The sequence below is a fragment of the Paenibacillus sp. 7523-1 genome (genome assembly GCF_002276415.1).
GTDB classification, from domain to species: domain Bacteria; phylum Bacillota; class Bacilli; order Paenibacillales; family Paenibacillaceae; genus Paenibacillus; species Paenibacillus illinoisensis_A.
The window spans coordinates 836,413-853,654 of the sequence record NZ_NPBR01000005.1 but is presented as its reverse complement, the minus strand read 5'-3'; the positions used below and the strand labels follow the sequence as shown (position 1 = coordinate 853,654).

The window sequence follows — 17,242 nt, the reverse complement described above, 5'->3', positions numbered from 1 at the left end:
TACTGTGAGATGGGGGAAGCGTAGAACTGGTTGTGAAGCAGATGGAACTAAAAATGAGGAAGCTGGCAAGTTGCCCGAAGGGATCTCGCTTCAGCATGTGAGTAAACGTCTCGGAGGCGTATCCGTATTGAATGGGATTAATTTACATGTAAAAGCTGGAGAATGCGCTGTGTTGGTGGGCAGAAATGGTTCAGGTAAAAGCACCCTGCTGCGCACCTTGGCAGGATTCTTGGTTCCTGATCATGGCGTGGTGTGTCAGACGATAAAAGAAAAGAAGATGTACGCGCTCGATGGATTGCCACGTTTGCCATTCACTTCAGGCGAATATTTGTGGGAAATGGGCCGGATTCGTGGCATCCGACCTGCGTTGCTGCGACAACGAATAAACGAGCTGAGTGAGTTGCTTTTTCTTGGGTCTGCGCTAGATCAGAAATTATCCCTGTTATCCAAAGGATTGCTTCAAAAGGTCAACTTGATTCAAGCTATGCTGCCAGGTCCAGATGGGCTCATGCTGCTGGATGAGCCGTTATCCGGCCTGGATCTTCCTGCCCAGGAGGCGGTCGTAACCCTGCTGCAGCAATGGAAAAAGAAAGGAACCTCCATTGTGACAGCTTGTCATGAACCGCTATTTATTGAGCGTATGGCCGATCAGGTCTATGTACTTCAAAATGGTCGTGTATTACGGCATTGGAAACGCGCAGATCTAAAAGAGTTGGGAGAGCCCATTGTCCAAATCCAGAGTTTAATGAAGGGATCGAATATGGAGCTGCAAAATACATATTCGAAACTTATTGAACAGGAGGGTGTATTACAGATCCATCGTCATGGGGATATGCATGATCGCAACGAAGTAGTATGGGACTGGAAAGTTGAACGCAGTACCACGGATTATGTGATCCATGAAATTATTGCGGCTGGTAGTTCGATTGTGTCTGTTTTGCAAGAGGAAAGCCGAGTACATATGGAGCATTTGCTGGAAGGTCATCATCCGGCTAATCATCGGAAGAAAAGCGCCACCGAATCTGCTTCCTCCCATTCTCGGTTGGACACTATGGAAGGAGAATCTCCATGATTCATCTAACCCGGTATTTGCTCAGACAGTACATCCGTTCACAGAAGTATTTTGCACCCGTGGTGATGTACATCATCGCCATGCTCCTGATCTACTCATATCGGCCGAACCCGATAGCGGACAGTTATAGTGTTACGGCCATGCTTCTCTTTTTTGGGTCTGCCTGGCTAGGATTGACCGTAATGAACGCAGAGCCAGCAGGGCAAATTCAATTGCTTGTTCTGCATGCAGGAAACCGACGAAAAGTTATCCTTGGCCAATTATGGTGCACCTGGTTGATGCAATGTGCGCTTGTGGTGATCACCGTGTTGTATCCTGTGATGTTTGGTATGTTCGAGAGACCGCCGACTGGCGGAGAGTGGATGATGGCGTGGTCGGGACATTTGGCATTATCTCTACTGGGTTTAGCTGTAAGTCTTTTCTTTCAAAAATCGTATATTTCCCGGCTTAGTCGCAGTCTGCCTGGTTTGATTGTTATGCTGCTTCTTTCATTTGTCCAAGGTTCACTCGCAAGTCATTTGCCAAACTGGCTGCAATGGTTGAGCAAAGTCTTGCCCCCAGCTTTCTATCTTGTGCGTGAAATGATGTTATTTGAAGAAGCAAAGTGGATAACTGTCTTATTGCCCATCCTGTGGGCTGTAATGTACGCGTTCGTCCTGCTGTCCATTCATATATGGCTGGCTGGAAGAAGGGATTTACGGAGTTAGAAGCCGATAATCCCTACGACTTGAATGTTGCTCTTTCTTTAGTTACGATAGAGGAACATAAAACGGGAAATGGGTACGGGAATGAAAGGGGAGCTCGCTTTTGCAAAACTCAGACATGCAGCATGGTGACATGCTGGATAGCGAACACTCCAGAGAATTGTTTGCATACTATGGATTAGCTGTTTACTATGGACAGGCTCTTGAGCAGCAGCTCGTCAATCTGATCCTGTTGATGAAAATGTCTCAAGGCAAAGTTGTATCCGATGAAGATCTGGAAGATCTATACGAGCGGAAAATGAGCAGTTCACTTGGGCAACTTATCCATGAGGTTAAGCATCACTTTACGTTTTCAGATGAAGAAACCCGTCAGTTGAATGAACTATGGAAGCAGCGGAACAGCATTGTGCACCATTACTTTAAGGAACGAATTCACGAAACCTTTAGTCCTGAGGGACGAACTCGCATGATCAAGGAATTAGAGGATTTCAAATCCCGTGCCCAGGAGCTTGAGATTAGCCTTCAACAGTACACGGGTGCCTGGATAGCACAGCTTGGATTGAATGCTGAGTCGGCTGCGGCGCTGCGGCGACTTGAACAAATGCATTCAGAGAGCTCGCATGCCCGAAGCATGGAAGAGGAGAATCAGCTTGATTGAAGGCAAGGTAGGGGAACGAAAACGGAAAAGAAGAGGGAAACGAAGCTGGCTGGTCATTTCCATTACATCCCTGATGCTCATGGGGATTCTCTGGGCCATAGTTACGGCCTGGCTGATCACGGCTTACACGGCTGAGCAATCAACCAGACAAAGTGATGCCGCCATCATCCTTGGTGCTGCTGTTGACGGGGATAATCCTTCGCCAGTATTTCGAGAGCGGATCGAACATGCTATATTATTGTATCGTCAAGGGACGATACCTAACCTCATCCTGACCGGCGGTTCTGGCCGTGAAGGCGAGCGCTCTGAAGCGGAAGTGGGGAGAGATTATGCAGTTGCACACGGCGTAGATCCTGCAGATATTCTTATCGAAACACAATCTAGAATTACAGAGGAGAATTTGATTAACTCCATCGTGATTGGGGATAAGGCAGGGTACCAGAATTATACAATTATAAGTGACCCGCTGCATATGAAGCGGGCCATGAAGCTGGCAAGCGGACTAGGCATGGATGTTGTTCCGTCTCCAACACAAACGACAGCCTATCAGACCTGGCGCAGCCAAATTCCATTTTTGGCGCGAGAGACTGTGTTATACATGGGATATACGGTAAAAGGATGGATAGACAATCTGCAGTAGCCTTGAGGCGAAAAGTGTGGATTGTCTTTTCTTTTTGCACAACTGGGCAGCTGTGATAAGTCCAACCGTTTTCAATCATACGCCTCCTCATTATATGAACCTCCTTATGCACTTCGCTTTGTTCACATTAGAAAAACGCCCTGTGCGCAGACCGGAAAGTCTGCACGCAGGGCGGGAAAAGAGAACCTTTAGACATTGTATGGTCAATGAATGTCTTATGAATAAAGAGTTATAGATTACCTCCAGCCAAGGAAGGGGTTGTAGGGATAACCTGACCTGAGCTGCTGCTCTCATTTCCCCCGCTAACCGCTTGTGCGCCTTGTTGAAGCTGATACATCTGATAATATCGTCCTTGAAGTTCCATCAGTTCATCGTGAGCACCCTGTTCCACAATGCGACCGCGGTGCAGGACCAGAATCTGGTCAGCAGAACGAATCGTTGAGAGGCGGTGAGCGATGATGAATGTGGTCCGTCCTTTTTTGAGGACTTCCAGTGCATTTTGAATCAAGGCTTCCGTTTCCGTATCGATATTGGCCGTTGCCTCGTCGAGAATAAGAATAGCCGGATCGAAGGCGAGTGCTCGGGCGAAAGAAACTAATTGACGTTGTCCGGCAGATAGCGTACTTCCTTTTTCGATAACGGGTTCATCGAATCCCTGAGGCAGATGTGCCAGGATCCGTTCTGCTCCTACATCACGAAGCGCCTGCTCGATCTGTGCGCGAGTAATGCGCTCATCTCCAAGACTTACATTAGACGCAATGGTGCCGGTGAACAGATAGGGATCCTGAAGTACGATCCCCATATGCTGCCGAATCCACTGTTTCGGCAACTCCTTGACGTTCTGACCGTCGATGGTAATCTTGCCTTTTTGCGGATCATAGAACCTGAATAACAGGTTAATAATCGAGCTTTTACCCGAACCGGTATGACCAACCAAGGCAACAGTTTGGCCCTGTGAGGCTTTGAACGAGATATTGTTCAGCACGAAGTCCTTTTTATATGCGAAGGATACATCGTCAAATACCACATTTCCCTTGTACCTTGGCATCGAGCCATCGGTTACCGGTTCTCCCTGTTCGTCCATGAGCTCAAAGACACGTCCAGCGGATACGAGGGAGGAATCCAGGTTCGCCAGTTGGTTGACCATGCCGGTGATCGGTTGGAACAAACGACCCAGAACATCGACGAATGCATACAGAACACCCAGTGAAATAATACTGGAGCCGTCCAGCACACTGGAACCGAAGTACCATAGAACAACGGCAAAGGCGATATTCCGCAATACATTTACCAGGTTGTGAGAAGTGAAGGCGTTTAAGTTCAGCATTTTGTTCTGATGTTTCATATAATCGTCGTTCAGATCTTCGAATTCCTGTTTGGTCTGCTTCTGGTGACGGAATACGCGAATAATGGACATCCCTTGAATGGATTCATTAATGATCGCATTGATCTCACTCAGCCGTGAACGAATAATGGTATTGTAACGGGTAGCGAATTTACGATAGAGCACAATCCACAGAATCAGCATCGGTACAACGAACAACGAGATCAGTCCGAGGCGGAAATCCAGTAGGAAGAGGGCGACATATACACCTGTAATCGTAATGATCCCTGAGAAAAAGTTCGATAGCACGGCAACGAACAGATCCTTAACGGCTTCAGTATCGTTTGTGACCCTAGAAACGACTTTACCTGCGGGAAGATTATCAAAAAAGTGTACGGGCAGCCGTTGAATATGGGCGTAGACATCATTACGAAGCCTTTGAATGACCTTGTTTGCAGAGGATTGCAGCCAGTAGGTTTTACCAAACTCCATAATGACCGAGATCACGAGAAAGATCATGTAATATACAATTAATTGATAGATGCTTGGCATCTCAGGTTTGTAAAAAGCGAAGAGTTCACCCGCGGAAAGCGGCTCTGCTTCAAATTGGCCAGTCACTTCACCCGCACGCGTAACCGTTAAGGTTCCATTCTCATATGAACGATCTCCATCGGGTGCAGTTACGGGTTCATTGACGAAATAAAAGCTTTTGCCGGCCTGCAGTACTCTGACTTCGGCACCTTTCACTTCACCGGTTTCGAATCTGCCTTCTCGTTTGTAATTCTTGCCGTTGTACACTGCGGCTTCGGATGAAGCCTCTGTTTCATAGAACGGCTGCTCAATGGCAAGCAGATGATTGTCAATCATCGACTTGGCGATGAACGGACCGGCGAGCTCAGCCGCTACACCGATCGTTAACATGATTAATGCTGCAATAAAAGTACCTTTGGCTTTCAGGGCATATTGCAGCAGCCTTTTGCCTGTATTCGACTTCAAAACGTTGACCTCCTACGTGGACAGATTGGATTCCACCTGTTGCCGTTCATATTGTTCACGGTACCAGCCGTTCATGGCAAGCAGTTCCTGGTGGGTTCCTTCTTCCGTAATTTTCCCGTGCTCCAGTACGATGATCCGGTCTGCGTGTTCAATGGCGGACAGGCGGTGCGTTGAGATCAGCGTGGTTTTGCCCGAGCGTTTGTTGCGTATATTTTCAATGATTTTGGCTTCCGTTCTTGCATCGACTGCTGATAAGGCATCATCGAGGATCAGAATATCCGGATCGGCAATAAAGGCACGTGCCAGAGATACCCGCTGTTTTTGTCCCCCCGACAGGGCAATTCCCTTTTCACCAACAAGGGTATCCAGTCCATCGGATAATGTCCCCAAATCTCCATCAAAGGCTGCAGTACGGATGGCTTCCATAATGACTTCATCACTTGCACCCGGCTTGCCGAATTGAATGTTTTGACGAACTGACTTGGAGAATAGCACTTGCTCCTGCGGAACGTAACCGATCCAGCTGTGTAAGTCATCCTTGGCGATCTCCTGAATCGGATGGCCCGATATGCTTAATGTACCGGAACCGGCAGGGTATTCATGAAGCAGCTGTTTGAGCAGGGTGGACTTGCCGCTTCCCGTACGTCCCACGACACCGAGTGTCTGACCACGGCGAAGCGAGAAGCTGACATGGCTAAGATTATCGACAGTGGAACTTGGATAACGGAATGTCACATCACGCATCGAGATCTCTTCAGGATTCGTAATATGTGCTGGCTGATCAACGTCCTGGACAGCAGGCTCTACAGATAAAGTTTCGTTAACCCGGTCCAGTGAGGCGCTGCCACGCTGCATCAGGTTAATCAGTTCGCCAATGGCAAACATAGGCCAGATCATCATCCCCAGATACATGTTGAACGACACGAGATCTCCAAGAGTGATTTCATTGTGGAACACGAGATAAATCCCATAGGCTAACGCAATTACATAACTGAGACCAACACACAGCCGAATCGTAGGTTCAAACAGTGCATCCATCTTGGCAACAGCCAGGTTTTTGCGATAAACGTCTTCGGTGACATCAGCAAACCGTTTCTGGTCCAGACGTTCCTGAACATAAGCACGAACCACACGAATACCCGCGATGGATTCAAGAACCTGATCATTCATGTCCCCGAACGCATCTTGTGCCAAGGTGTAACGTTGATGAACGGCTTTCCCGTAGATCATCATGGCAATCGCGATAAATGGCAATGGCAGTATTGCAGCAAGGGTCAGTTTCCAGCTCACCAGAAAACCCATAGCGAACAATACGGTGGCCAGAAAGGCAGTTGAGTCCGTTAGTGTCAGCATGCCGAAGCCTGCTGTTGTGGCAATGGAGCGAAGGTCGTTGGTCGCACGAGCCATCAGATCTCCCGTTCTGTTCTTCTCAAAGAAAGGCGGGGTCATCCGCAGCAGGTGATCCATGAAACGTGACCGCAACAAGCGTTCAACCAGATTCGCACCACCAAACAGTTTGTGCATCCATATGTACGTGGTCAGATAGATAATAACGACTGTTCCTAGAATAAGTAAAATGTAACGTGTGAGTGAGGCGCCAGTAATGGAACCGCGCACAATCTCGTCAATGGCATTGCCTAGCAGACGAGGGGGGAGCAGTTCGGCTACACCCACGAGAATGAGCAAAATGACACCAATCAGGTATCGTTTGCGTTCCAGCCGGAAGAACCAGGCCAGGTTTTTGAGTACAGAGAACAAGTGGTATCCCTTCCTTTCAAGTGTCAGTGAAATACGTTATCTACTCATGTGTACCGGTTTCTACCCACAAAAAAAGACATACCGCACGCAGGCGGTATGTCTTGGATATCAATCATACGGCGCATGGCTCCGAGAGCAGAGCCACCGCTGAACATAAGTATCGAAAGTGTGCGCGGCAGTTAACCTTATTCAGGATTACTGCAGTGCTGACTTAAGTACAGAATAACGATTTCGAGGGTGCTCCGGTATTTAATTGTGAGCTGAATAGACCATCCATATGAATGTTAAACACCGTAATCACCCTTTCTGTTTTGGAAATAAATTGAATGTGGATCTCGTATGTTTGCATCTTAACACCGCCTTTTGGGATCTGTCAAACTTTTTTCACAATTGCATAAGCAGCTCTTTTTGTTTATTTCTGTGGTGTAATGTTTGAACTCAAGCCCATCAAGCGATATGATGTAACATATATATAGAGAAGGAGCTGACATCAAATGAGTACCATACATGTATCTGACCGCGCTGCCCGCTGGTATAAAGAGGAACTAAACTTGAACGAAGGAGACAGCATCCGATTCTTCGCGCGTTATAGCTCCGGCGGAGGTCTCCATCCTGGTTTTTCACTGGGAATCGCTGTTGAGGAACCGCGCCACCCGGCTGAACAAACAGAAGTTTCGGGGATTCGCTTTTTTATGGAAGATCACGATTATTGGTACCTGAAGGGCCACAAGCTGCATGTCGATGTAGTGGAAGAAGGACAAGATATCGAATATCGTTATACTGAGGTCTAATCAGGGTTATTCTTGCGATACCTTCAGTTCAACCTGTGTAACGAGGTGAAGGAACCGGATTGAAATGCATCTAAGCATGGATTGTACCGCTGGCTTCTGCCGGCTTCGAACAGGAGGGATAGGAATTGAATCCGCCAGCCCGAGATTTGGCCCAATATATTGCACACCGCTCCCATATTGTAGTGAAGGCTGCAGTTTGGGCTGAAAACGAACGAGGTGAATTGTTGTTGATCCAGCACGCCGAGCAAGGTCATTGGCGTATTCCCGTTGGACAGATGCGTCCTGGCGAAGCCATTGAAGATACAGCTCATCGTGAATTGTGGGAGGAGACGGGATGGACAGCAAACAGCATGATACTTGAAACACTGCATTCGGGTCCCGACCTGAGACAGCTGCATTCCAGCGGGGATGAAGATTATTATGTGATTGCCCTGTTCCGAGCCCGTATCATTCAGGATCGTCTGGTGGAGTCGCGAGTAAACAGCGAGGCAGGGTTGAAGTTTTTTGACCCGAGATCACTTCCGGTGCTGAATAGTCTAAGTCGTATGTTGCTTGACGGTAAGATACTAGATTAAACGGCAAGATAAAAGAAGCCTTTCCAACGGGGGAAGGCTTCTTTTGTCTATATCACATGCGCATACAGAACTTTTCAGATCAGCTAGACCTGATCGAGCGGTTCTTCGTCCATCGCAAAATCAAAGTCATCAATATCAAATACTTGCACAGGGGCCGATGACTCTATAATTCGTGCGATCAGTTCAACCTGATCCGTGAGAATGGGGATGCTCAGGCGCTGTGAAGTGAGCAGCAGCTCTGTCTCAATCGGATCGAAATACTCACCATACTGAGCTGTATCCACCGCATTGATAATAGCGATGGACACCTGATCACCAAACAAGATGGACGGGCTTTTTGCCCAGGGAACGGATAGGGCACGTTCAATCTTCTTCTTATTCAGCGGTTCTTCAAAATAAGAAATGATCTCGTTAATTTTCGATTTAACATGCTGATCATCAGCAGGGTTATCCATCAAAGGATCAGGACTGACCTGAAATTCATATAACTCCAAGACGGTGGTATAAGGAACAATATATTCAACAGGCGCGGGCGGCGCGAGCAATTGACCGTAAATAGCCACCATCACGGCTTCTGTAATAAACTGACGTGACATGGTACCTGAATCCTCCTGCGGCCATTAATAATTGCGAGGTGAATCAATTTGGTTATGCAAACGAATACAAATTAAATTGATTTCTCTGCTATGGACATGGATGCATGAATTGCATGAATAGTAGTATATCATACAACGGTGGGAAATACAGCCAGTCAGTAGAATGTCAAGTCCCAACTTCAATCAGGATTTGCCGAGCAGCAGGGACAGTATGCCTGCTGCAATCAGTGGTCCCACAGGGACTCCTTTGAATAGGGCTACCCCAAGTATGGTTCCAATAAGTAACCCAGCAACAACGGTTGGCTGCGTGCTCATGAGCGTAGCGCCCCGTCCACCCAGATAAGCCACCAGTAAGCCCACACCTATGGCAAGCAGCGATTTCCAGTGAAGGAAAGACTCCCCGATCGTCTGCAGACTCATCTTGCCGCTAGCAAGGGGCGCCATGACCCCGATTGTCAAAATGATAATGCCAAGCGTAAGTCCGTATTTTTCAAGCCAGGGAAAAGCTTGGTTCACATTCAATACACGTAACAGGAGCAGAAATACCATGGCTACGGTCACAGGTGTATTGCTGCTGATAATACCAAGTGCTGCAAACACGAGCAGCAGCAAAGAGGTCATATCCATGGATTTCAATTCCCTTCAGCCTGCCCGCGTTGCCGACTTACGATATGCTCCGCAATATATTTTCCATGCCAGCGACCAGATTCGATGAATACTTCATTGGCGTTGCGTCCTGAGGCGATGACTCCGCCAACGTAAACTCCTGGTACGCTGCTTTCCATCGTTTCCACATTGTACACAGGTTTGTCCATGTCATCTGACATTTCAACGCCGACGGAAGAAAGCAGTTTGCGGTCCGGACGGAAACCGGTCAAAGCCAGAACGAAGTCGTTATCAAGTTCGCTTGTTGATCCATCTGCATGAAGCAGGCTAATGGAATCGTCCAAAATCTCATTAACCCGTGCACCGAGATGGAGCGTAATGCGGCCTTTCTGGACCATGCTCTCAAATAGAGGGCGTACCCATGGCTTTATATGCTCGGACAGACCCGTACCCCGATATACCATGTCAATGTGGGCGCCTACACGGACGAGTTCCATCGCTGCATCCACGGCGGAATTGCTGCCTCCGATGATTGCAACACGTGTACGAGTGTAGGGATGTGCTTCCCGGAAATAGTGAGTCACTTTATCTTTGTCTTCTCCCGGAATACCGAGGTAATTCGGGTGGTCGAAGTAACCTGTAGCGACAACGACATTGCGTCCCTGATGAACAATGCTTTCCCCGCGGCGGTTGACCGTATGTACTTCGAAGGTTGCATCGTCTCTACGTTTGATTTCGCGGGCTTCCTCATAATTATGAACACGCAGGCCGAAGTGTTCGGCTACTTTGCGATAATAGGCTAGTGCCTCGTAGCGAAAAGGTTTGTCGTTTGGCGAACTAAACGGGACATTTCCGATCTCGAGCAGTTCCGCTGTGCTAAAAAATTGCATATGGGTTGGATACAGATAGATGGATTGTACAATATTGTACTTCTCTACAATGACAGCTGACAGACCCAGCCGTTCACATTCGATGGCAGCGGATAGACCACAAGGTCCTCCACCAATGATAATTACATCTTCCATGTTCTTACTCCTCCTTCATTCAAGCAATATTATCCTACCGTAAATAGTCATGTAATGCCAGTTCACGCCAGGAATTGACGGAAGAAAATTCCGAATTACAGGTTTGACTTTGTTGAGAGAAAAGATTAACATCAAATTAGATATTTATCTAAACGAAAGAGGCGACGCCCATGCAACTGGAGAAAATTGTGGCTTACCACAAAGCTTTGGCTGATCCTACCCGGCTTCGTATGCTGTTATTGCTGTCTGAGGGTGAACTGCACGGACAGGCACTTGCCGAGAAGCTGAATCTGTCACAGCCCACAGTTACTCATCACGCATCCAAGTTGAGAGAAGCAGCATTAATCAAGGAACGGAGAGAGAAAAATACGGTGTTCTTCTCCCTCAACCCATCCTTTATACGGGAGCATGCTCAGGCTTCCGTTGACTTTATTTTTAAAAGGGAGGAGGTAGCCGATATGAGTGATGTGAACGAAACGCTAAAAGCATCGGTCATGCGAAATTTCTTTTCCAAAGATGGACGCTTGCGTCAAATTCCTGCCCAGTACAAGAAGAAGCTGATCGTGCTTGGTCATCTGGTTGAACAGCTTGAATTCGGACGCAAGTATACGGAGAAAGAAATCAATGAATTTATACGTACGTACCATGAGGATTTTGCCACCATTCGCCGTGAATTCATCATGCATCAATTTATGTATCGGGAAGATGGGATCTACGAGCTTAATCCGAAGGAAATGTGGACACGCTGGGATCAGGTAAAATAACGATTATAATAAAAGAAATGAAAGTAATGAAATTAAAACAGGCAGGTAACATATAATATAATTAGGCTTGACAAAAGCAGAGTACAGTGTGTAACATGTTGGATAAATCTACAAGGGAGGCGATGTTATATGACAAACCTAACGGCAGTATACGTTAATTTGAATATGGACAGCGTCTCCGGAACGGATCAAAGCATGTAAATGTATGTGGATTGGACAGGTATGTCCATATTTGCATAGCGTATGATTACATGTGCAGATGAAGTCACGGGTGACGCACCCGTGGCTTTTTTTGATTATCGGAAAAGAAGGGTGTCCTGTATTGCATGCTGCAGTTTGTTAAACTTAACGTTCTGCAGATAGTGCATATAGGAGAATCTTGATTCTGTTAACTTCGAATTGCCGCGGGTGGTTTATCACTCGTGGTTTATTTTATTTGCGTTTAATCCGATCTGGAGGGCTCGTTCGCATCAGTGGTAGGTAGTTTTTAAAACATAATCTAGGAGGAAACTCAATTTGAACAATTACTTGGAGAAGTACGGCTGGTCTGCTGAGTGGCAGGAATTTTGGCAGCAATCCGGGATGGATCAGCAACTGAGAAAACCTGCGCGAGTCATAGCTGACCACGGACAATTGCAGCGTCTTATTACAGCCGAAGGCGAATGCTGGGGAAGGGTATCGGGACGTATGCGTCATGACAACCTGGAGACAGGGACACTTCCTGCAGTAGGGGATTGGGTAGCAATTACGGGAGAGCCCGGAGAAGAGGCTGCAATTCACGGTATTCTCTCAAGGAAGAGCCGGGTATCCAGGCAGGCTGCTGGGTCCGTAACGAAAGAGCAGCTGATTGCTGCAAATGTAGATACGTTGCTGATCGTCGCAGCGCTTAATCATGATTTTAACCTTAGACGGTTGGAGCGGTATATTATGATGGCTTGGAATGGAGGGGTTAGACCTGTCATCGTTTTGAGCAAGAGTGATTTATGCACTGATGTAGAGGAAAAAAGGGCGATGGTAGAGGGAATTGCCCCTGGCATTGAAGTGCTTGCGCTGTCGGCTGCCGAGGATTATGGAAAAGCTTCACTTGAAATTTATCTGCAGCCGGGGACCACAGTAGCCTTGACGGGATCTTCGGGGAGTGGCAAGTCTACTCTTGTCAACTGGATGATGGGACGGAATGTGCAGCTTACCCAATCCGTTCGGGAGGACGACAGTCGGGGAAGACATACGACTACCCACCGGGAGATGTTCGTTTTGCCTCAAGGGGCTGTGCTCATTGATACACCTGGCATGCGTGAACTGAACCTGTGGGATGAAGGAAATGATGGACTTTCCCAGGCGTTTGGTGAAATTGAACAACTTGCTGAAGCATGCCGATTCGTGGACTGCAGTCATACACGTGAAGCAGGCTGTGCTGTCATCGAAGCCATTCAAAATGGGTCTCTGGAAGAAAAAAGGCTAAACAATTACCTGAAAATGCAGAAGGAATTGCAGTATCAGCAGCGGAAAGAAGCAGTTGCTTCCAAGCGTCGGACTGCTACAAGCAAACCTTCGAATTCACGTAAACCCAAACATGCCCGGAGAGTGAACGATTGGGAAGAGGCTTAAATTAGGCGGGCATCCTTATGACTTCAGCATAGAATAGGTCAGGAGGGATGTCGTCATGCCGGAATACAGAATTATCGTGGATCTGTCCGATCACATGTTATATCTTCTGGATGGCAATCAGGTAATCAAGGGCTATCCAGTGGCAACAGGCAAGATGCTTACTCAGACTCCAAAAGGGGAATTTACCATTGTCAATAAACAACCAAATCCGGGTGGACCCTTTGGTGTACTGTGGATGGGCTTATCTGAACCTCATTATGGCATCCATGGGACGAATGAACCTTCGTCTATCGGCAAGTCTGTATCACACGGATGCATCCGTATGTACAATCCAGATGTGTTGGATCTCTCTTCAAAGGTATCTGTAGGCACAAGAGTAACGATCCGGCCCTAAGGGCTGATCGCTACTCTCTCCTAAATCGGACTGTATGGATGGATTTGGTAAATAGGATCAACATGCTTATAATAATGTACAACCACTACAATCTGAGAGGTAGGTGAGTGTTCGTTGGTACAGATCAGACAAGCCCGTGAAGGGGATGCAGAAGGAATTGCCCGTGTACATACAGAGAGTTGGAAGACGACATATCGCAATATTGTACCGGATGATTTTTTGGATCATTTGACTACAGAATCAAGAATATCCCAATGGGAGCAAACCATACGCTCTGACGAAAAAAATCAGATTCTGGTGGTGGCTGAACAGCCGGGAGGGAATATTGTCGGATTTGCCTGCGGAGGAAGGGAGCGCGAAGGTAAGCTGCCTTATGATGCAGAGTTATATGCCATTTATTTGCTGGAAGATGCGCAGCAAAAGGGAATTGGTCAGCAACTGGCCGTGCAGGTTGTACGGTATCTTCATTCTCTGGACATGAAACGTCTATTGATCTGGGCATTGGAGCGAAATTCGGCATGCCGTTTTTATGAAAAGATGGGTGGAAGTCCTGTCCATACACAACCCATACGAATAGGAGGGCAAGATCTGATAGAGATAGCCTACGGCTGGGAGAATCTGAATGATTTTGCCAGACAGGAGGCGCCTCCGTCGGATTAGTAGAGTCATGAGTGACGCGTTTGCGCAATCTTTAATCAGGTTAATGAAGTACTACACTTCTTATAGAAGAAGGAAGGACATCTAATCTTGATTAGGAGGCGCGTCCAGATGACTTTAATGGAGAAAACACCTGCAACTTGGACCAAACAGTATATTAATGGCGAATGGGTAGAAGGCTCCGGTGAGAAAACGATGGAGAACATGAACCCTTATACGGGCGAAGTGATTGCAACCTGGCGTTCTTCCAGTAAGACCGATATAGATCGGGCATATGAAGCCGCCCAAAAAAGCTCTTTAGAATGGAGAAAGTCCCTGCCAGGTATAAAAGAAGGCATATTGCGAAAAGTGTCATCCTTAATGACCAATCGCAAAGAAGAAATATTGAATCTGCTGATTACAGAATCGGGGAGTACGCGTATTAAGGCAGAAGCTGAGTTTGCCGCAGCGAAACGTATAGTCGATGAAGCGGCTTCGTTTCCGTACCGAATAAAAGGTGAGCTGCTTCCTTCAAACACGCTAGGCAAAGAAAACCGAGTCATTCGCGAACCCAAGGGTGTGGTCGGAGTCATTGGACCATGGAACTTCCCACTCCATTTGTGTCTTCGCTCCGTTGCCCCGGCCATTGCACTTGGAAATGGTGTAGTTATTAAGCCAGCATCGGACACGCCGATTACGGCAGGCTGGTTGATCGCGGATTTATTTCATCATGCCGGATTACCTGAAGGTGTCCTGAATGTGGTTGCCGGAAGTGGCGGTGAAATAGGGGATTATTTTGTTGCTCATCCCATTCCCAAGGTGATTTCCTTTACAGGATCGACCAAAGTCGGGCAGGGGATCGGGAAACTGGCAGGAGAGCATTTAAAAGAAACGGCACTTGAGCTTGGCGGTAATAATGCAATGGTGGTACTCGAAGACGCAGACATTGAACGAGCCGCAGAGGCTGCGGTTTTTGGCAAATTTCTTCATCAGGGGCAAATCTGCATGGCACTCAACCGGATCATCATACATGCCGATGTATATGACCAATTTGTCAAGTTGTTCGTGGACAAAACGAAGCGTATACGGACAGGCGATCCTGCAGATTCAGAAACGATGGTAGGTCCCCTTATTCGCGAAAAAGAAGTACAACGCTTGTTGGAATGGATTCAAACTGCTCAGGAAGAGGGTGCGCGTTTGCTTCATGGCGGATCAGGTAAGGGCAGTGTGCTAGAACCGACGGTGCTTGTGGATGTCAAACCTGAACAAGATATTGTCCAACAGGAACTCTTTGGTCCGGTGGCCGTCCTCATGCGAGCAGAAGACGAGCAAGAAGCTGTCCGTCTGGCAAATGATACACCATATGGATTAAGTGGTTCTGTATTCACCAGCAATCTGGAGAGGGGTTACCGGGTAGCCCAGAACATTGAATCCGGTATGGTGCATGTGAATGACCAATCTGTAAATGATGAGGCACATGTCATGTTTGGCGGCGAAAAATCTTCCGGGATTGGCCGTTTTGGTGGCGATTGGGCCATTGAGAAATTCACACGTACCCGTTGGATCAGTCTGCAGCATGAATACCGGGATTTCCCTGGCATCAATTAAACAGATCGTTCGAGATAGATCGACATGGAATGCGAAAGTCCTCTCCTGCCTTGAGGTGGCGGGCTTTTGCACGTTATTACATCATCAATTTGGACCTGGAGAAATCCGAGGGAAAAGCTGTTTGGGGCTCGTCCAATCTGGTTATTTATGGATACACGGGAGTACCGATCCGTAAATCCAAAGGTAAAGGGGCTTGAACTCCATGTCCATTGACCGTTTTATTTTGAGAAAATTGAACACTTGTCAGGAAGAGCATACACGTGCCAATCTGGTTCGGCTGTTTGTCATTCGTATCCGCAGAGCCGAGATCGCAGAGGAGCATGAGACTACTTATGCTGTCAGCAGAGTGCATTAAAATAGATAGAGGAACCTTGCCCTCATCAAAAAAAAGGAAGCTTGTCTTCATGGACAGCTTCCTTTTTCCTTGCATATGCAATTTTTTTACCGACTCTGCTTTAATACAGCGACAAGGCTAGAGAGTCATTTTCACTGCGGCTGTGCAGAATAGCCTCACAACCGACAATCTCAATGCTAATCAATGAGTGCAGACATTTTTGCAAAGCGCGTTTACCATTACTGATTTTATGCTCAAGGGCACTACTAAGCAGTCTTAATGTCTTTTGCATAGGTTGTTTGTTTTCTTGATTGAAATATACAGGGATTGATTTGTTTTGAAAAGTTATTAGTGTTCTCACTAGAAATCACCTCACGAGAGTTATTTCATACTGGTTATATTAAATTCCAATGCTTAAAATTACCTTAAAATCAGCTTATGAAAACATAAAGGTGGGCAATGTTTGAAAAGTGTTCACAATTTGATTGTGGACGAAGGAATAGGAAGTCCCGAATACGAAATGTTCTCTCCCATTTATATGGAAGAAAAAGAAGTGTTTTCGCATCCTCGCAACAATTAACGTGAATAATGCCTCAAAAGTTCTGAGTCCATTGGACGATATTTTAATATTTATGTGGGTCATATGTAACAAAAACACAGGTTGTACATTGCAAACAGGGTGTTAATGTAAGAAAATAGGGTTGGAATAACGATTCATCCGCATTTATTTGATTTAATTTGACATTAGGACAATTTACATATGAGACCATGGGAGGGATTATGATGATTCTTACCGTGTATTCCGGCCGGGAGGAAGGTGAATGGTTCGACATTGAAGTCCCGGATGAGTGTACGATTGAACATTTAAAAACATTGCTGGGGGTGCGGATTTTTGGACAGGCGCCTGGTGATGGTATCCAGTACATCCTTGAAGCCAAATTCCCCGAAGGTCTGTGGTTCTCTCCGCAGAACTCGCAGCAGCTGATGGAAACGGGCCTGCGGCAAGGAAGCTGTGTACGGGTTCAGCGGGCATTCTCAACCACTACGGAAGAAGCACCTGTATACGGAAGACGTTCGTTATTTCAGCAGGAGAGCAACGAATGAGTCTATTTGACGTATACATTCATTATCGAACCAATTATAAGGAGGTCTT

Annotated in this window: 20 protein-coding genes; 14 read left to right on the top strand and 6 right to left on the bottom strand. The window is 46.9% G+C overall.

The window, feature by feature from the left end; genetic code table 11:
* The first annotated feature begins 4 nt into the window (after positions 1 to 4).
* The 4 genes from CHH60_RS07185 (at position 5) to CHH60_RS07170 (ending at position 3,074) form a co-directional block, all read left to right on the top strand.
* On the top strand, positions 5 to 1,072 hold the full coding sequence (locus tag CHH60_RS07185) for an ATP-binding cassette domain-containing protein (protein ID WP_095358560.1): 1,068 nt from the start codon (positions 5 to 7) through the stop codon (positions 1,070 to 1,072).
* Positions 1,069 to 1,779 carry a hypothetical protein gene (locus tag CHH60_RS07180; RefSeq protein WP_095358559.1) on the top strand — a complete coding sequence of 237 codons (711 nt, stop codon included), beginning with the start codon at positions 1,069 to 1,071 and terminating at the stop codon, positions 1,777 to 1,779. The genes CHH60_RS07185 and CHH60_RS07180 overlap by 4 nt, the downstream gene beginning before the upstream one ends.
* A 100-nt stretch (positions 1,780 to 1,879) precedes the next feature.
* Complete coding sequence (locus CHH60_RS07175) at positions 1,880 to 2,434, top strand: hypothetical protein (protein WP_255247853.1); 555 nt, start codon at positions 1,880 to 1,882, stop codon at positions 2,432 to 2,434.
* Positions 2,427 to 3,074, top strand: a complete 648-nt coding sequence (locus CHH60_RS07170; protein WP_176476001.1) for a YdcF family protein — start codon at positions 2,427 to 2,429, stop codon at positions 3,072 to 3,074. The genes CHH60_RS07175 and CHH60_RS07170 overlap by 8 nt, the downstream gene beginning before the upstream one ends.
* Before the next feature lie 229 nt (positions 3,075 to 3,303).
* On the opposite strand, the gene CHH60_RS07165 is transcribed toward CHH60_RS07170, so the two are convergent.
* Both CHH60_RS07165 and CHH60_RS07160 read right to left on the bottom strand, forming a co-directional pair.
* Positions 3,304 to 5,394 carry an ABC transporter ATP-binding protein gene (locus tag CHH60_RS07165; protein WP_095358557.1) on the bottom strand — a complete coding sequence of 697 codons (2,091 nt, stop codon included), beginning with the start codon at positions 5,392 to 5,394 and terminating at the stop codon, positions 3,304 to 3,306.
* Positions 5,395 to 5,406: 12 nt separating this feature from the next.
* On the bottom strand, positions 5,407 to 7,152 hold the full coding sequence (locus CHH60_RS07160) for an ABC transporter ATP-binding protein (protein WP_095358556.1): 1,746 nt from the start codon (positions 7,150 to 7,152) through the stop codon (positions 5,407 to 5,409).
* Positions 7,153 to 7,646: 494 nt separating this feature from the next.
* On the opposite strand from CHH60_RS07160, the gene CHH60_RS07155 reads away from it, so the two are divergent.
* The gene (locus CHH60_RS07155; RefSeq protein WP_095358555.1) at positions 7,647 to 7,943 is read left to right on the top strand and encodes a HesB/YadR/YfhF family protein; all 297 of its coding nucleotides are present in this window, start codon (positions 7,647 to 7,649) and stop codon (positions 7,941 to 7,943) included.
* Between the two features lie 125 nt (positions 7,944 to 8,068).
* Positions 8,069 to 8,518 (top strand): NUDIX domain-containing protein, encoded by a 450-nt coding sequence (locus CHH60_RS07150; protein ID WP_095358554.1) that lies wholly within the window; start codon positions 8,069 to 8,071, stop codon positions 8,516 to 8,518.
* Between the two features lie 83 nt (positions 8,519 to 8,601).
* On the opposite strand, the gene CHH60_RS07145 is transcribed toward CHH60_RS07150, so the two are convergent.
* From CHH60_RS07145 to CHH60_RS07135, 3 genes are all read right to left on the bottom strand, one after another.
* Entirely contained in the window at positions 8,602 to 9,114 is a 513-nt protein-coding gene (locus CHH60_RS07145; RefSeq protein WP_095287670.1) for an ADP-heptose synthase, read from the bottom strand.
* A gap of 183 nt (positions 9,115 to 9,297) precedes the next feature.
* A complete protein-coding gene (locus CHH60_RS07140; RefSeq protein ID WP_095358692.1) occupies positions 9,298 to 9,741 on the bottom strand; it encodes a DUF441 domain-containing protein in 444 nt (147 codons plus the stop codon).
* Between the two features lie 5 nt (positions 9,742 to 9,746).
* Entirely contained in the window at positions 9,747 to 10,745 is a 999-nt protein-coding gene (locus tag CHH60_RS07135) for a YpdA family putative bacillithiol disulfide reductase (RefSeq protein ID WP_095358553.1), read from the bottom strand.
* A gap of 170 nt (positions 10,746 to 10,915) precedes the next feature.
* Here CHH60_RS07135 and CHH60_RS07130 point away from each other — a divergent pair, with 170 nt between their 5' ends.
* The 7 genes from CHH60_RS07130 to CHH60_RS30060 all read left to right on the top strand — a co-directional run bounded on the left by CHH60_RS07130 (position 10,916) and on the right by CHH60_RS30060 (position 16,110).
* Positions 10,916 to 11,509, top strand: a complete 594-nt coding sequence (locus CHH60_RS07130; RefSeq protein ID WP_095358552.1) for a DUF2087 domain-containing protein — start codon at positions 10,916 to 10,918, stop codon at positions 11,507 to 11,509.
* 516 nt (positions 11,510 to 12,025) lie between these two features.
* A complete protein-coding gene (gene rsgA, locus CHH60_RS07125; protein ID WP_255247852.1) occupies positions 12,026 to 13,117 on the top strand; it encodes a ribosome small subunit-dependent GTPase A in 1,092 nt (363 codons plus the stop codon).
* Positions 13,118 to 13,172: 55 nt separating this feature from the next.
* Entirely contained in the window at positions 13,173 to 13,511 is a 339-nt protein-coding gene (locus CHH60_RS07120; protein WP_095358551.1) for a L,D-transpeptidase, read from the top strand.
* 114 nt (positions 13,512 to 13,625) lie between these two features.
* Positions 13,626 to 14,171 (top strand): GNAT family N-acetyltransferase, encoded by a 546-nt coding sequence (locus tag CHH60_RS07115; RefSeq protein WP_095358550.1) that lies wholly within the window; start codon positions 13,626 to 13,628, stop codon positions 14,169 to 14,171.
* Between the two features lie 108 nt (positions 14,172 to 14,279).
* The gene (locus CHH60_RS07110) at positions 14,280 to 15,755 is read left to right on the top strand and encodes an aldehyde dehydrogenase family protein (RefSeq protein WP_095358549.1); all 1,476 of its coding nucleotides are present in this window, start codon (positions 14,280 to 14,282) and stop codon (positions 15,753 to 15,755) included.
* A gap of 29 nt (positions 15,756 to 15,784) precedes the next feature.
* Positions 15,785 to 15,952, top strand: a complete 168-nt coding sequence (locus CHH60_RS29715) for a hypothetical protein (RefSeq protein WP_176476000.1) — start codon at positions 15,785 to 15,787, stop codon at positions 15,950 to 15,952.
* Positions 15,953 to 15,957: 5 nt separating this feature from the next.
* The gene (locus CHH60_RS30060; RefSeq protein WP_181429970.1) at positions 15,958 to 16,110 is read left to right on the top strand and encodes a hypothetical protein; all 153 of its coding nucleotides are present in this window, start codon (positions 15,958 to 15,960) and stop codon (positions 16,108 to 16,110) included.
* Between the two features lie 100 nt (positions 16,111 to 16,210).
* Here the strand turns inward: CHH60_RS30060 and CHH60_RS07105 are convergent, their stop codons facing one another.
* On the bottom strand, positions 16,211 to 16,450 hold the full coding sequence (locus CHH60_RS07105) for a hypothetical protein (protein ID WP_095287663.1): 240 nt from the start codon (positions 16,448 to 16,450) through the stop codon (positions 16,211 to 16,213).
* A gap of 422 nt (positions 16,451 to 16,872) precedes the next feature.
* On the opposite strand from CHH60_RS07105, the gene CHH60_RS07100 reads away from it, so the two are divergent.
* The gene (locus CHH60_RS07100; protein ID WP_095358548.1) at positions 16,873 to 17,193 is read left to right on the top strand and encodes a hypothetical protein; all 321 of its coding nucleotides are present in this window, start codon (positions 16,873 to 16,875) and stop codon (positions 17,191 to 17,193) included.
* Positions 17,194 to 17,242 lie beyond the last annotated feature (49 nt).

Bases quoted from the DNA above. Each gene is read 5' to 3' on its own strand.
- CHH60_RS07155 (WP_095358555.1), top strand. From the start codon at position 7,647: ATGAGTACCATACATGTATCTGACCGCGCTGCCCGCTGGTATAAAGAG.
- CHH60_RS07100 (WP_095358548.1), top strand. From the start codon at position 16,873: ATGATTCTTACCGTGTATTCCGGCCGGGAGGAAGGTGAATGGTTCGAC.
- CHH60_RS07140 (WP_095358692.1), bottom strand. From the start codon at position 9,741: ATGGATATGACCTCTTTGCTGCTGCTCGTGTTTGCAGCACTTGGTATT.
- CHH60_RS07135 (WP_095358553.1), bottom strand. From the start codon at position 10,745: ATGGAAGATGTAATTATCATTGGTGGAGGACCTTGTGGTCTATCCGCT.
- CHH60_RS07145 (WP_095287670.1), bottom strand. From the start codon at position 9,114: ATGTCACGTCAGTTTATTACAGAAGCCGTGATGGTGGCTATTTACGGT.
- CHH60_RS07130 (WP_095358552.1), top strand. From the start codon at position 10,916: ATGCAACTGGAGAAAATTGTGGCTTACCACAAAGCTTTGGCTGATCCT.
- CHH60_RS29715 (WP_176476000.1), top strand. From the start codon at position 15,785: ATGCGAAAGTCCTCTCCTGCCTTGAGGTGGCGGGCTTTTGCACGTTAT.
- CHH60_RS07120 (WP_095358551.1), top strand. From the start codon at position 13,173: ATGCCGGAATACAGAATTATCGTGGATCTGTCCGATCACATGTTATAT.
- CHH60_RS07180 (WP_095358559.1), top strand. From the start codon at position 1,069: ATGATTCATCTAACCCGGTATTTGCTCAGACAGTACATCCGTTCACAG.
- CHH60_RS07110 (WP_095358549.1), top strand. From the start codon at position 14,280: ATGACTTTAATGGAGAAAACACCTGCAACTTGGACCAAACAGTATATT.
- CHH60_RS30060 (WP_181429970.1), top strand. From the start codon at position 15,958: ATGTCCATTGACCGTTTTATTTTGAGAAAATTGAACACTTGTCAGGAA.